Origin of the sequence: Bacillus sp. Leaf49, from assembly GCF_001426125.1 — a bacterium.
In the GTDB taxonomy this organism is placed as follows: Bacteria; Bacillota; Bacilli; order Bacillales; family Bacillaceae; genus Bacillus; species Bacillus altitudinis.
In genome coordinates this window covers 1-12148 of the sequence record NZ_LMRK01000024.1, presented here as the reverse complement: position 1 = coordinate 12148, position 12148 = coordinate 1, and the positions used below count along the sequence as shown (strand labels likewise).

The window sequence follows — 12148 nt, the reverse complement described above, 5'->3', positions numbered from 1 at the left end:
CTTTCCTCAACTATACAGTGGTTCTATGGATGGTGCAAATGGCGATTCATTCGTTTTCATTTCACAAAATCATGTTTTGTAAACACATCAATTTTATCTGAGAAAGAACGAAGCGCTTGATAATCAACTTCTACACCCATACCTGGAGAACGCGGTACTTCAATAAACCCATTTTCAACTTTAATTTCAGGAAAAATGATATCCTGCTCCCAATATTTCGACGATGCTGAAATATCCCCAGGAATCGTAAATTGCGGAAGTGATGCAAGTGCCACGTTTTGCGCGCGAGAAATGCCTGTTTCAATCATTCCCCCGCACCATAACGGAATCTGCTGCTCCTTGCAGAACGCATGAATCTTAAGTGCTTCAGTCAGCCCTCCAACTCGTGAAGGCTTCACATTAATAATCTGACAGCTTCCAAGTTCTACAGCTTTTCTCGCATCATCTAAAGAACAAATACTTTCATCCAAACAGATTGGTGTTTTTAAATGCTTTTGCAAATGCCGATGATCGACAATGTCATCTGCGGCTAAAGGCTGTTCAATCATTAATAAACGAATATCGTCGAGCTGCTTCAGTTTGCTAATATCTTTTAATTCATAAGCAGAGTTTGCATCCGCCATTAACGGAAGGTGAGGGAAAGACTCTCTTATCTTTTGTAGAAGTCCAATATCTTGTCCAGGCTTAATCTTCACTTTCACACGCTGATAGCCTTGATCAACAAACTGCTCGATTTGCTGAATCATATCATCTATTGGTCCTAACCCTGCAACGACACCAGATGGAATTCTATCTCTAGTACCGCCTAAGACGTCACGTAAGGACTTATTTTCTCGCTTCGCATAAATATCCCACACAGCTGCCTCAATTCCCGCTTTGGCCATTCTATTGCCTTTAAAATGGTACAAGCTGTCTGGTATGTCCGAAGGATGTGTAAAAGATCGAGTCAGCACGTTCGGGATAAAGAAAGCCCTCAGCATGTGATAGCAGGTCTCGATGGTTTCTTCTGTATACCACGGAGAAGAGAAGGCAGATACCTCTCCCCATCCAGTTAATCCTGTTTGATCTTTGACCTCGACAATAATAAACTCACGCTCTGAAATAGTCCCAAGGCTTGTTGTAAATGGCTGTTTGAGTTTCATCGTGACATGATATAAGATCACACGTTCAATTTGAATCATCTAAAAACCCCTTTGATTTGAGTCTGTGCCTCTGCAATTTATTCGACGCATTCCTTGGCAGCTCATCCACAAAGTGAAAAGCGGCGGGCCATTTATACTTGGCTAATTGCGACTGACACAAAGCATAGAGCTCATTCTCCGGAATCTGCTCATCTGTCACAAGGAAGGCAGCAGGTACCTCTCCCCATTTTTTATCATACATACCCGTCACTCCGGCTTCCTTTACATTTGGATGTGTTAAAAGAACTGCTTCAATTTCTGCTGGATAAATATTTTCTCCGCCAGAAATAATTAAGTCTGACCGCCGATCAAGCACAAATAAAAATCCGTCCTCATCTACATAGCCAATATCACCCGTTTTCAGCCAGCCCTGCTCAAATGCAGCAGCTGTTGCCTCTTGACGATAAAGGTAGCCTTTCATGACATTTGCACCTTTTACCATGATTTCACCATGCTCAAAAGGACGACACGGACGGTTCTCATCTTGAATCTTTAATTCACACCCAAAAAGGGGTTTTCCCGCTGATCCAAGCTTTTCCACACTAAATTCTGGCGCAAGTGTCACAATTTGCGAGCAGGTCTCCGTCATACCGTACGATTGAAACACAGGAAATCCTTTCTCCTTACTCTCTTGAAGCATCGCATATGGCGCAGGGCCTCCGCCTAACAGCAGGCAGCGCAAAGAAGACGGACATTCTTCAAGTCCACTTAATAAACGGGACAGCATGGTTTGAACAACTGACAACATCGTCACTCGATGCTGTTCAATAGCATTCTTGACTTCATCGACATCAAACTTTTGATGAAGCACGACAGTCATACCGTATATGACAGATTTAAATATAGCGGATAAACCGCTTATATGAAAAAGAGGCAAGGCAATGAGCCAGCGGTCGTCCTCCCTGATCCCTAAATTCAATGCCGAGGAAACAGCACTATGAAAATGATTGCCAAACGTTTGCTCCACCCCTTTAGGGCGTCCTGTTGTTCCAGATGTATACATAATCGTCGCCGTCTCATTTAAATCAATATCATGTACGACCTTCTTTTCCATATCATGATCTGCATCAGGTAAAGTCTCTATTGTATAAACAGGTAAATCACCATGATGCTCATTTGCATATGCAGGCTCTGTTAATAAAGCCATGACTTTCGCATCTTCCAGCTGAAAACGTCTCTCTGCTTTTGTTAACTTATTGTTCAATAACACAATCTTGAAGCCTAATAAAAAACAAGCGTGAACAAGCATGACCATGTGAGGATGGTTGTTCATTAAAATCGCAACCGTATCCCCTTTTTTAAAAGATGCACGTGTCAGTCGATTCGCAAGTTGGTCTACATCATTCGCTAAATCACGAAATGTCCACTCGTTGTCTTGATAAATGAGTGCGACCCGGTCTGGCGTTAAATACGCACGGTGCAGCAGCCAATTCGGTTGCTTCATCATGACACCTCCTTTTCATAAAAGAAAACAGCTCAGTCTGATGCACTAAGCTGTTTTCATCCATATCATTGAATCAAGGGAAACGAGGGAACTGACCGAAGTCTGGCTTCCGTTTTTCCTTAAAGGAATCGCGTCCTTCTTTTGCTTCATCTGTTGTGTAATAAAGAAGGGTCGCATCTCCTGCAAATTGCTGAATACCAGCTAATCCATCTGTGTCCGCATTAAATGCAGCTTTCAAGAATCGTAAAGCAGTCGGGCTCTTTTCTAGCATGTCCTCACACCACTTCACTGTTTCTTCTTCCAGCTGCTCTAATGGTACAACTGTGTTGACAAGTCCCATATCAAGCGCTTCTTGTGCATTGTATTGACGGCATAAGTACCAGATTTCTCTTGCTTTCTTATGACCCACAATACGTGCAAGATAGCCAGATCCATAACCAGCATCAAAGCTGCCCACTTTTGGTCCTGTTTGTCCAAAAATCGCATTGTCTGCTGCAATGGTAAGGTCACACACGACATGAAGCACATGCCCGCCGCCAATCGCATAGCCCGCAACCATCGCAATAACTGGTTTTGGAATGACACGAATTAAACGCTGTAAGTCTAGGACGTTTAGACGTGGAATTTGATCGTCTCCTACATAGCCGCCATGACCGCGTACTTTTTGGTCTCCACCTGAACAGAATGCTTTTCCTCCAGCACCTGCAAGGACAATGACACCAACATCTGAATTGTCGCGAGCACGTGAGAATGCATCAATTAATTCACTTACAGTCTTTGGTGTAAATGCATTATGTACATGCGGACGGTTAATGGTGATTTTTGCAATCCCATTATATGTTTCATATAAAATTTCGTCATACTGACGCTCAGTTTGCCATTCAATAGCCATCAATATTTCCTCCTCTAATCTTGCGATAAAATAAACTCACTTACTATTTTACCAAAAAAATGTGGTTGTTCCACATGAACTGTATGCCCGGCATGCTCTACTACTGTGAATTGACTGTATTCAAGCTCCTGCTGCATACGTTTGGCGATGTGACAGAACTTTTTATCAAGTGTTCCGCAAATGAGTAAAACAGGCTGTTCTATCTGCTTTAATGCTTCCCACATAGACGGCTGTGAACCGGTTCCTATACCTTCTAAGCTGCGAGCCAGCCCGTTAGGATCGGCTTTTAGCCTTCCCTCTCTCAGTTGCGTTAGCCTGTCCGCTGGCAAGGATTTCTGCGAAGCAAACAGCGGAATGTTCTCCCAAAAATCCACAAACTGCGCTAATCCTTCATGTCTGATCTTTTGAGCTAGCTGATGATCATGATTCAGCCTCGCCATCCGCTCTTTAAAAGAGTTCAGCCCTGGAGATGTACTCTCAAGAATCAACTTGTTTACACGTTCTGGATAACGGGAGGCAAATGATAAAGCAATACGCCCTCCCATAGAATATCCGAGAATATTCACTTTGTGAAGCTTTAATTGATCTAAAATCTCAACAAGATCTGCCAGCTGCTGGGACATTGCATATCTTCTTATACTCTTTGGTGAGTCTGTGCGGCCATGTCCAAGCAAGCTGACCTGAATCAATCTCGTATGTTTTTCTGTATAAGTATTCAAAAAAGCCCAAGAAGCTGCACTCCCTGTAAAGCCATGTAAACATAACGTGGCATTTTCAGCAGATGGGTTATGGTCTATCACCTCATACGCCACACCATCGTGCATTCGTATTATGAGTGAAGGCATTCTTTTTTCACTTCCCTCAATATCTCGTCCATCATTTGGCGATGTTTGCCCACGCGAGAATGCCGGTCAGTTTCAATCTCAATTAAATGAAGCCCTGGTTCTTGGATATGCGCCAAGTACACATCTTTTAACTCTTCTTTCGTTGTCGGCTTCGAATAGGTTCCCCCATATAGCTTTGATGCATACTCAAAATTCAACCCAGTCGGCGTACCAAAGAGCTTTTCATAATACGGTTCATCGGATGCCTGCGGAAGGAAAGAAAAGATTCCTCCTCCATCATTGTTTAACAACACAACCGTGAGCGGAATGTCCATTAGCTTAGCTGCAAGAAGACCGTTCATATCATGGTAAAAAGACAAATCGCCGATGACTAAAGTGATGGGTTGTTTCAAGGCTGCATATGTTCCAAGAGCTGTGGACACAACACCATCAATACCATTTGCTCCGCGATTCGCCATCATCCGAAACGGTTTTGACTGCGTTTCAAAAAAGGTATCGACATCTCGAATAGGCATACTATTTCCGATAAAGAGCACACTCTCTTTTGGCAAAATGTGCTGCAGCTGACGATACACATTTCCCTCAAATGTCAGGTCCTCATCATTGTATTGATTTGCATGCATTCTAAAAGAAGAATTGACACTCTGCCAGCGTCGTAAATTAGATGTATCCTGACGCTTTTCCGCTCTCATCAAGACTTCTTCTACAAAAGAGGCTGCATGACTTTCAATCATGTATGATGCGCTTAAACCAGGATCTCGATAACCACCCGCAGCATCGACGACAATCTGCTTCACTTCCGCATGCTTTTCCAGCCACTTAAATAAAGGCTTAGACACAGGCATCGGTCCAAAACGAATGACCATTTCAGGCAAGAGATGCTGCTGCAATGCCTCATCTTTTAACAAAGAATCGTATGCATCTATAATGTATTCTTCACTTTCATGTCCATTTCGCAAAAGAGAAAGCGGGTCAGCTAAAATTGGCAGATGCAAAGCTTTTGCAAGACGTAACACTGACGCCTGCTCTTCCGCCGAGTGAAGTTCACCAGCAACAATGATTCCTTTTGCCGCTTTGTTCATGATAGACACTAATTCTGACATAACCCGATCATCAGGACGAGCTTGACCTGCTGCTAAAACTTTGTTCGCAGCTCCTTCTTCTCTATCAAAAGGATCGATAGACAAGTCAGGTAGCAATGGTTCTCTCAGCGGCACATTCACTTGAACTGGTCCCTTTGGCTCCTGCGTTGACACATGACTTGCCCTAGCAGCAGCAGTCTGGACATACCGCAGCATCGTTTGGCTTTCTTCTGGCAAAGCTAAGTCTGTGAACCATTTAACAAACTTACCGAATAAGAATTGCTGATCAATCGCTTGAGGTGCCCCAACCTCCCTCAATTCGTGCGGCCGATCAGCAGTTAAAACAATCAGTGGTACCCGAGAATAATGTGCCTCGACAACAGCTGGGTAAAAGTTAGCTGCTGCCGTACCTGATGTACAAATGAGTAGCACTGGTGTTTGGCTCGCTTTCGCAAGACCCAGTGCATAAAAAGCAGCAGACCGTTCATCCACTAACACATGGACATTGATTTCTTGATGAGCAAGAGCGAGCATCGCAAGCGGTGTTGAACGGGAGCCAGGACAAACAACTGCCTCCTTCACACCACTTTGCACAAATTCATCCATTAATCTGCCAATATATCTTGTCATGATTTGATTATTCAATAGGACGACCTCCAAGAGCAGACAGCATTGGTCTTAATTTCACTTGCGTTTCTTCATACTCCTGTTTTGCAAGGGAATCCTCTACAATTCCACATCCAGCAAACAAACGAACTTGGTCTTCCTCAATAAGACCTGATCGAATGGCGACAGCAAATTCCCCATTGTCCTTAGAGTCAATCCATCCCACTGGCGCCGCATACCAACCGCGTTTCAACGGTTCGATTTCACGAATCACCTCTACCGCTTTTTCCTTAGGATATCCTCCAAGCGCTGGTGTTGGATGAAGCTGTTCAATTAATGAAAAGAGTGAACAGCTGCTTTTAATTTCTCCCACAATGGGTGTAAATAAATGCTGAATGTTTTTCGTTTTATAAAGACTTGGTTGATTTGGCTTATGCACATGATGGCAGTTTGCTTCAAATGCCTGCTCAATCATATTCACGACAATTTGATGTTCAATCAAATTTTTCTCATCACAAAGCAGTTCCTCACCTAGTGCCTGATCTTCTACTTCATCTTGACCACGAACAATGGAACCTGCCAAACACGATGAAAAGACTTCACCACCGCTTTTTTTCACTAAACGTTCAGGCGTCGCCCCGACAAATGCTTGTCTTCCCTGCTCTATAGCAAATACATAACTCGTTGTTTGATGTTTTAGTAATTCTGCTAATAGTGGAGCGAGTTCTATTTGATTTTTATAGTGAAGCAAGACTTCTCTTGCTAAAACAACCTTTTCATATTCGTTCACACGAATGTGTTCTGTCGCTTCATGGATTGCTTTCATCCATTCCTGGACATCTAACTCTTCCATATGCACAAGCTCAGCTTGTCCATGATTTCTGACAGGCAATGCATCAAAATTAGAAGCTTTCTGTTCTAACTCTTGAATGAGCTGATGAACATTCCCGTCCACCTCGTTCCATTCATTGATCGTTAGAAACGTGCCTTCTTTGGAAACAGTCAGCATCATCGATGGCACAAAAAAATGAGCCTCGCCAAATGCTTCCCAGTGACGCGCCTTCTCTTCATATGGATCAAATGAAAATCCTCCAAATAAAAGCGGACCAACTGCCGCTTGCTTTAACTCCTTCTCATCATGAAAATGGAACATATGCTGTTTCAGCTGCTCCCATTCTTGATGGACGATATTGAATCGTTCTTTGCCTTGCTCTGATGATTTAATCACGGCCGCTCTGCCAAGTCCAGAAAATATCATTTGGCTTTCTGGATCAGACCAAAAAAAACGCTCGCCTAAAAAATCCGCTTCGCCGCTTTGGAAAAAGGCAAGAGGATCCAGATCGTCAACTCTTCTGGAGTAGCTTATCAAAACAGCATGGTTGACGTTATTCGCTTCTTCTAATGTCGCAAGCGCTTCCTGCCGGAAAGTACTTTGCACTGTTGTCACCATGATACATTCCTCCAAAATCCATGAAATAACATATAAAAATAAAACCATCATGTAAAAAAATACATGAACATTCGAGTATGTCGAATGACCTGCTTTTCTATTATAAACCTTAACAGATGAACTTAGTAAAGAAAACAGCTTTTAAAACCTCGAATCCTTATTATATCACGCTTTCAAGATTTTTTCGCTCCCGCTTATTGAAATGAGAACATCCCTTAAAAAATGGTAAGACCTGTTCGAAGATCAAGCTTTCTCTCTAGATGGGAACGATTAGCAAACATCTTTTTCTTGTTTCATCGCATCAATATATTGACACCTTTTTGAACTTTGCTAAACTGGAATTTGGACGTGTACGTATTTTTTTATTTAAAGGAGTATATTTTATGCAGCATCAATCGATATCAGATCAGCTTTCACCAATTAAGCCTGATAAAAACTGGCGAATTTGGTGGAATTTACTACGACCGCATACATTAACAGCGGCATTTATTCCCGTTACTTTAGGAACTGTCCTAGCACTTCCGAGTGGTCAAATACATGTTGGGCTATTTTTAGCTATGCTATTTGCATCGATGTTTATCCAAATTGCAACGAACATGTTTAATGAGTACTTTGATTATGTTCGCGGATTGGACAATGAGAAATCTGTCGGTATCGGCGGAGCGATCGTGAGAAACGGTGTAAAACCAAAAACAGTTTTAGGCCTCGCTTATGCCTTATTCGCGCTTTCTTTATTACTTGGGATCTATATTTGCATGATGTCTAGCTGGTGGATTGCACTCATAGGACTAATTTGTATGGCAGCAGGCTATTTTTATACCGGTGGCCCTGTACCAATTGCTTATACACCATTTGGAGAACTTGTATCAGGTGCTTTTATGGGACTAGGCATCATTTTAATTAGTTTCTATATCCAAACAGGAACATTGACATCAAAAGCTGTGCTCATTTCATTACCTATCTCTATTTTAGTTGGTGCCATCTTACTGTCGAACAATATCCGTGATTTAGACGGTGATAAAGAGAATGGACGAAAAACACTTGCTATCCTAGCTGGACGTAAAGCGGCCGTCAACATCCTACTTTCCATGTTTGTGATCTCATATGTACTCATTTTTGTTTATATCTTTATGGATATCGTGGGTCTTTGGAGTCTTCTTGTCTTACTCAGTGTGCCAAAAGCTTATACAGCCATTAAAGAATTTAAGCAAAAAGAAAAACCAATTGAATTAATGAATGCCATGAAATCGACAGCACAAACCAATACGTTTTTTGGTTTCCTGTTAACGATCGCATTGATCTTACAATATTATCTCGCATAACACGAAACGCCTGCAGCCGCAGGCGTTTTTTATTGAAGAATTGCTTCAAATTGGCACAAGTCTTACATAAAAATTTGCTCATACTAACAATATGTTTGATATGAAAGGGTGATCGCTTTGTTATCTAAAAACGAATTACATCAGTTGAAGCAGCGACTTCTCGATGAAAAACAAGAAATTGAAGCCAAAAGCCATGACGATGAACAGAAAGTATCATTTCCTTATGATTCAGTGGGCGAACTGTCAGCCTATGATAACCACCCTGGCGACCAAGGAACAGAACTATTCGAACGCGGAAAAGACATTGCCTTAAACAGTTTGGAACATGAGCATCTGTCCGATATCAATGAAGCACTCCAAGCAATGGCAGACGGCTCTTATGGTTTGTGTAAAGTGTGTAAAGCCCCTATTCCTAAAGAACGCTTAGAAGCCCTTCCCACCGCCGTCACATGCACAGAGCATTCCAAAGAACAGACTGTTTCACAAAACCGTCCCATTGAAGAGGACTTATTAAGTCCGCCCTCAGGGCAATTTGAAAATGAAGAAAGTGCTGCATATGATGGCGAAGATGCCTACCAAGATGTAGAACGCTATGGAAACTCTGATACCCCATCCGATATGGAATTTCCTCCATTGACTTACGATGATGTGTATACACAATCAGAAGATGAAGATTATGTGGAAGACTACGAAGGATTTGCAGCTGCTGATATTGAAGGTAAAGCAAGCAAGGTCTATCCAAATAAAGCACACGAAGCTTATGAAGAAGCATTAGATGAAGAAGGTGTCATGACGGTGTTTGGTGACTTGAAGCCGTACGAAGAAGAACCTTATACTAAAAAAAATCATTAGTCCCCACATATTGGGGGCTTGATGTTTATATCATGTAATAATTGGGAAATAAGTTGAAGAGTGAATTGATTGGGAGGAGATTTCTGGATGGCTAAAAAAAGTATCATTTGGGCGGTTATCGTCTTCTTTATTACATACGCATTATTTTCTATTGCAGGGTTCCTGTTCCCTATCGACAGAGAATGGTATGACGCACTAAATAAACCTGAATGGACACCTAGTGGTGGTGTCATCGGTGCGGTCTGGGCTGTCTTATTCGCCCTCATTTCGTTATCTGCCGCCATCATTTATGCAAAGTATGGTTTTCAAAAAATCACATTACCATTTTGGATTCTTTTTCTTCTAAATTATGTATTCAATCAAGCCTTTAGCTTTTTTCAATTTACACAAAAAGATTTATTTGCAGCTACGATTGACTGCCTGCTTGTAGCACTGACAGCACTCGCGCTTGTCATCGTCTCACGTAAACTAAGCAATGTTGTCCCAATTTTATTGATTCCTTATGTTTTATGGGGATTCTTTGCGACATACTTGTCTTATACGATCTATTCCATGAATATGTAAGAAAAGACCGCTATGATGGCGGTCTTTCGTTTTGCGGAAAATAAAAAAGAGGTCTTTATTAGACCTCTTTAAAAAATGACCCGTACGGGATTCGAACCCGTGTTACCGCCGTGAAAGGGCGGTGTCTTAACCGCTTGACCAACGGGCCAGAAAAATGGCGGAGAAGGAGGGATTTGAACCCTCGCGCCGCTTGCGCGACCTACACCCTTAGCAGGGGCGCCTCTTCAGCCACTTGAGTACTTCTCCATTTGGCTCCGCAGGTAGGATTCGAACCTACGACCGATCGGTTAACAGCCGATAGCTCTACCACTGAGCTACTGCGGAAAGTCATGGTGGGCCTGAGTGGACTCGAACCACCGACCTCACGCTTATCAGGCGTGCGCTCTAACCAGCTGAGCTACAGGCCCATGAACGATATGCAAATGGAGCGGGTGATGGGAATCGAACCCACGACATCAGCTTGGAAGGCTGAGGTTTTACCACTAAACTACACCCGCAAAAATATGTATGGGGCGATTGATGGGAATCGAACCCACGAGTGCCAGAGCCACAATCTGGTGCGTTAACCACTTCGCCACAACCGCCATACTAATATTTATTTGTAAAAGTGGCTCGGGACGGAATCGAACCGCCGACACACGGATTTTCAGTCCGTTGCTCTACCAACTGAGCTACCGAGCCATGTATTCATTTAAAATGGCGGTCCGGACGGGACTCGAACCCGCGACCTCCTGCGTGACAGGCAGGCATTCTAACCAACTGAACTACCGGACCAATAGAGAAAAAATTTGGTTGCGGGGGCAGGATTTGAACCTGCGACCTTCGGGTTATGAGCCCGACGAGCTACCGAACTGCTCCACCCCGCGATGATATCATGGCGGAGGAAGAGGGATTCGAACCCCCGCGGGCTTTGACACCCCTGTCGGTTTTCAAGACCGATCCCTTCAGCCGGACTTGGGTATTCCTCCGTATAGATGGTGGACCTTGTAGGACTCGAACCTACGACCGGACGGTTATGAGCCGTCTGCTCTAACCAACTGAGCTAAAGGTCCTTTATAGCGGCGGAGGGGATCGAACCCCCGACCTCACGGGTATGAACCGTACGCTCTAGCCAGCTGAGCTACACCGCCATGATATAAAATAATCTTTTAAAAAGTGGAGCCTAGCGGGATCGAACCGCTGACCTCCTGCGTGCAAGGCAGGCGCTCTCCCAGCTGAGCTAAGGCCCCATAAAAGATGGTCGGGAAGACAGGATTCGAACCTGCGACCCCTTGGTCCCAAACCAAGTGCTCTACCAAGCTGAGCTACTTCCCGATCTTAATGGCGCGCCCGAGAGGAGTCGAACCCCTAACCTTTTGATCCGTAGTCAAACGCTCTATCCAATTGAGCTACGGGCGCTTATTTTATAATGCCGAGGGCCGGACTTGAACCGGCACGGTAGTCACCTACCGCAGGATTTTAAGTCCTGTGTGTCTGCCAATTCCACCACCCCGGCGTGGATGGTATAAGCGGAAGACGGGATTCGAACCCGCGACCCCCACCTTGGCAAGGTGGTGTTCTACCACTGAACTACTTCCGCATTACAGGATTTCTTTATGTTGTTTGGCAATGCGGGTGAAGGGACTTGAACCCCCACGTCATAAAGACACTAGATCCTAAGTCTAGCGCGTCTGCCAATTCCGCCACACCCGCATGAAAATGGTGAGCCATGAAGGACTCGAACCTTCGACCCTCTGATTAAAAGTCAGATGCTCTACCAACTGAGCTAATGGCTCGCTTTTAAAGCGACTTGTCTATCTTACCATATGAAAGTGGTGCCGGCAAGAGGACTTGAACCCCCAACCTACTGATTACAAGTCAGTTGCTCTACCAGTTGAGCTACACCGGCTTTATCTATCCTAACATTATGT

General features: G+C 43.6%; 9 protein-coding genes and 20 tRNA genes. 3 read left to right on the top strand and 26 right to left on the bottom strand.

Going from position 1 to position 12148, the window contains the following annotated elements; translation table 11 throughout:
• Positions 1-56: 56 nt before the first annotated feature.
• From menC to ASG46_RS17615, 6 genes are all read right to left on the bottom strand, one after another.
• Positions 57-1181: an o-succinylbenzoate synthase gene (menC, locus tag ASG46_RS17640; RefSeq protein WP_008342917.1), complete on the bottom strand. Its 1125-nt coding sequence runs from the start codon at positions 1179-1181 to the stop codon at positions 57-59.
• Positions 1168-2628: an o-succinylbenzoate--CoA ligase gene (locus ASG46_RS17635; protein WP_048003422.1), complete on the bottom strand. Its 1461-nt coding sequence runs from the start codon at positions 2626-2628 to the stop codon at positions 1168-1170. The genes menC and ASG46_RS17635 overlap by 14 nt, the downstream gene beginning before the upstream one ends.
• 70 nt (positions 2629-2698) lie before the next feature.
• Positions 2699-3517: a 1,4-dihydroxy-2-naphthoyl-CoA synthase gene (menB, locus tag ASG46_RS17630; protein WP_008342913.1), complete on the bottom strand. Its 819-nt coding sequence runs from the start codon at positions 3515-3517 to the stop codon at positions 2699-2701.
• 14 nt (positions 3518-3531) lie between these two features.
• Positions 3532-4362 (bottom strand): 2-succinyl-6-hydroxy-2,4-cyclohexadiene-1-carboxylate synthase, encoded by an 831-nt coding sequence (gene menH, locus ASG46_RS17625; protein WP_019743670.1) that lies wholly within the window; start codon positions 4360-4362, stop codon positions 3532-3534.
• Positions 4347-6089, bottom strand: coding sequence for a 2-succinyl-5-enolpyruvyl-6-hydroxy-3-cyclohexene-1-carboxylic-acid synthase (menD, locus tag ASG46_RS17620; protein WP_056705402.1), 1743 nt, complete (start codon positions 6087-6089; stop codon positions 4347-4349). Before menD ends, menH begins: the two co-directional genes overlap by 16 nt.
• Complete coding sequence (locus ASG46_RS17615; protein WP_008342907.1) at positions 6082-7500, bottom strand: isochorismate synthase; 1419 nt, start codon at positions 7498-7500, stop codon at positions 6082-6084. The genes menD and ASG46_RS17615 overlap by 8 nt, the downstream gene beginning before the upstream one ends.
• 383 nt (positions 7501-7883) lie before the next feature.
• Between ASG46_RS17615 and ASG46_RS17610 the strand changes: the two genes are divergently transcribed.
• The 3 genes from ASG46_RS17610 (at position 7884) to ASG46_RS17600 (ending at position 10238) form a co-directional block, all read left to right on the top strand.
• A complete protein-coding gene (locus tag ASG46_RS17610) occupies positions 7884-8822 on the top strand; it encodes a 1,4-dihydroxy-2-naphthoate polyprenyltransferase (protein ID WP_017358382.1) in 939 nt (312 codons plus the stop codon).
• 117 nt (positions 8823-8939) lie between these two features.
• The gene (locus ASG46_RS17605; protein WP_017367914.1) at positions 8940-9674 is read left to right on the top strand and encodes a TraR/DksA C4-type zinc finger protein; all 735 of its coding nucleotides are present in this window, start codon (positions 8940-8942) and stop codon (positions 9672-9674) included.
• 87 nt (positions 9675-9761) lie between these two features.
• The gene (locus ASG46_RS17600; protein WP_008342900.1) at positions 9762-10238 is read left to right on the top strand and encodes a TspO/MBR family protein; all 477 of its coding nucleotides are present in this window, start codon (positions 9762-9764) and stop codon (positions 10236-10238) included.
• 76 nt (positions 10239-10314) lie between these two features.
• Here ASG46_RS17600 and ASG46_RS17595 read toward each other — a convergent pair.
• From ASG46_RS17595 to ASG46_RS17500, 20 genes are all read right to left on the bottom strand, one after another.
• Positions 10315-10386 (bottom strand) — tRNA-Glu (locus ASG46_RS17595).
• Between the two features lie 7 nt (positions 10387-10393).
• Positions 10394-10484, bottom strand: a tRNA-Ser gene (locus ASG46_RS17590).
• A gap of 3 nt (positions 10485-10487) precedes the next feature.
• Positions 10488-10562, bottom strand: a tRNA-Asn gene (locus ASG46_RS17585).
• A gap of 6 nt (positions 10563-10568) precedes the next feature.
• Positions 10569-10645, bottom strand: a tRNA-Ile gene (locus tag ASG46_RS17580).
• A 16-nt stretch (positions 10646-10661) separates the two neighbouring features.
• Positions 10662-10735: transfer RNA gene (locus ASG46_RS17575), tRNA-Gly, on the bottom strand.
• A gap of 11 nt (positions 10736-10746) precedes the next feature.
• Positions 10747-10822 (bottom strand) — tRNA-His (locus tag ASG46_RS17570).
• 24 nt (positions 10823-10846) lie between these two features.
• Positions 10847-10919 (bottom strand) — tRNA-Phe (locus tag ASG46_RS17565).
• A gap of 16 nt (positions 10920-10935) precedes the next feature.
• Positions 10936-11012, bottom strand: a tRNA-Asp gene (locus ASG46_RS17560).
• Positions 11013-11027: 15 nt separating this feature from the next.
• Positions 11028-11104, bottom strand: a tRNA-Met gene (locus ASG46_RS17555).
• Positions 11105-11113: 9 nt separating this feature from the next.
• A tRNA-Ser gene (locus ASG46_RS17550) sits at positions 11114-11206 on the bottom strand.
• A 7-nt stretch (positions 11207-11213) separates the two neighbouring features.
• Positions 11214-11290 (bottom strand) — tRNA-Ile (locus tag ASG46_RS17545).
• Between the two features lie 4 nt (positions 11291-11294).
• Positions 11295-11368 (bottom strand) — tRNA-Met (locus tag ASG46_RS17540).
• A gap of 26 nt (positions 11369-11394) precedes the next feature.
• A tRNA-Ala gene (locus ASG46_RS17535) sits at positions 11395-11467 on the bottom strand.
• A gap of 8 nt (positions 11468-11475) precedes the next feature.
• Positions 11476-11552, bottom strand: a tRNA-Pro gene (locus ASG46_RS17530).
• Between the two features lie 7 nt (positions 11553-11559).
• Positions 11560-11636, bottom strand: a tRNA-Arg gene (locus tag ASG46_RS17525).
• Between the two features lie 11 nt (positions 11637-11647).
• Positions 11648-11733, bottom strand: a tRNA-Leu gene (locus tag ASG46_RS17520).
• A gap of 12 nt (positions 11734-11745) precedes the next feature.
• Positions 11746-11817 (bottom strand) — tRNA-Gly (locus ASG46_RS17515).
• A gap of 30 nt (positions 11818-11847) precedes the next feature.
• Positions 11848-11930: transfer RNA gene (locus tag ASG46_RS17510), tRNA-Leu, on the bottom strand.
• 7 nt (positions 11931-11937) lie between these two features.
• Positions 11938-12013 (bottom strand) — tRNA-Lys (locus ASG46_RS17505).
• A gap of 37 nt (positions 12014-12050) precedes the next feature.
• Positions 12051-12126 (bottom strand) — tRNA-Thr (locus ASG46_RS17500).
• Positions 12127-12148: the final 22 nt, after the last annotated feature.

Bases quoted from the DNA above. Each gene is read 5' to 3' on its own strand.
- menC (WP_008342917.1), bottom strand. From the start codon at position 1,181: ATGATTCAAATTGAACGTGTGATCTTATATCATGTCACGATGAAACTC.
- ASG46_RS17635 (WP_048003422.1), bottom strand. From the start codon at position 2,628: ATGATGAAGCAACCGAATTGGCTGCTGCACCGTGCGTATTTAACGCCA.
- menB (WP_008342913.1), bottom strand. From the start codon at position 3,517: ATGGCTATTGAATGGCAAACTGAGCGTCAGTATGACGAAATTTTATAT.
- menH (WP_019743670.1), bottom strand. From the start codon at position 4,362: ATGCCTTCACTCATAATACGAATGCACGATGGTGTGGCGTATGAGGTG.
- ASG46_RS17615 (WP_008342907.1), bottom strand. From the start codon at position 7,500: ATGGTGACAACAGTGCAAAGTACTTTCCGGCAGGAAGCGCTTGCGACA.
- ASG46_RS17610 (WP_017358382.1), top strand. From the start codon at position 7,884: ATGCAGCATCAATCGATATCAGATCAGCTTTCACCAATTAAGCCTGAT.
- ASG46_RS17600 (WP_008342900.1), top strand. From the start codon at position 9,762: ATGGCTAAAAAAAGTATCATTTGGGCGGTTATCGTCTTCTTTATTACA.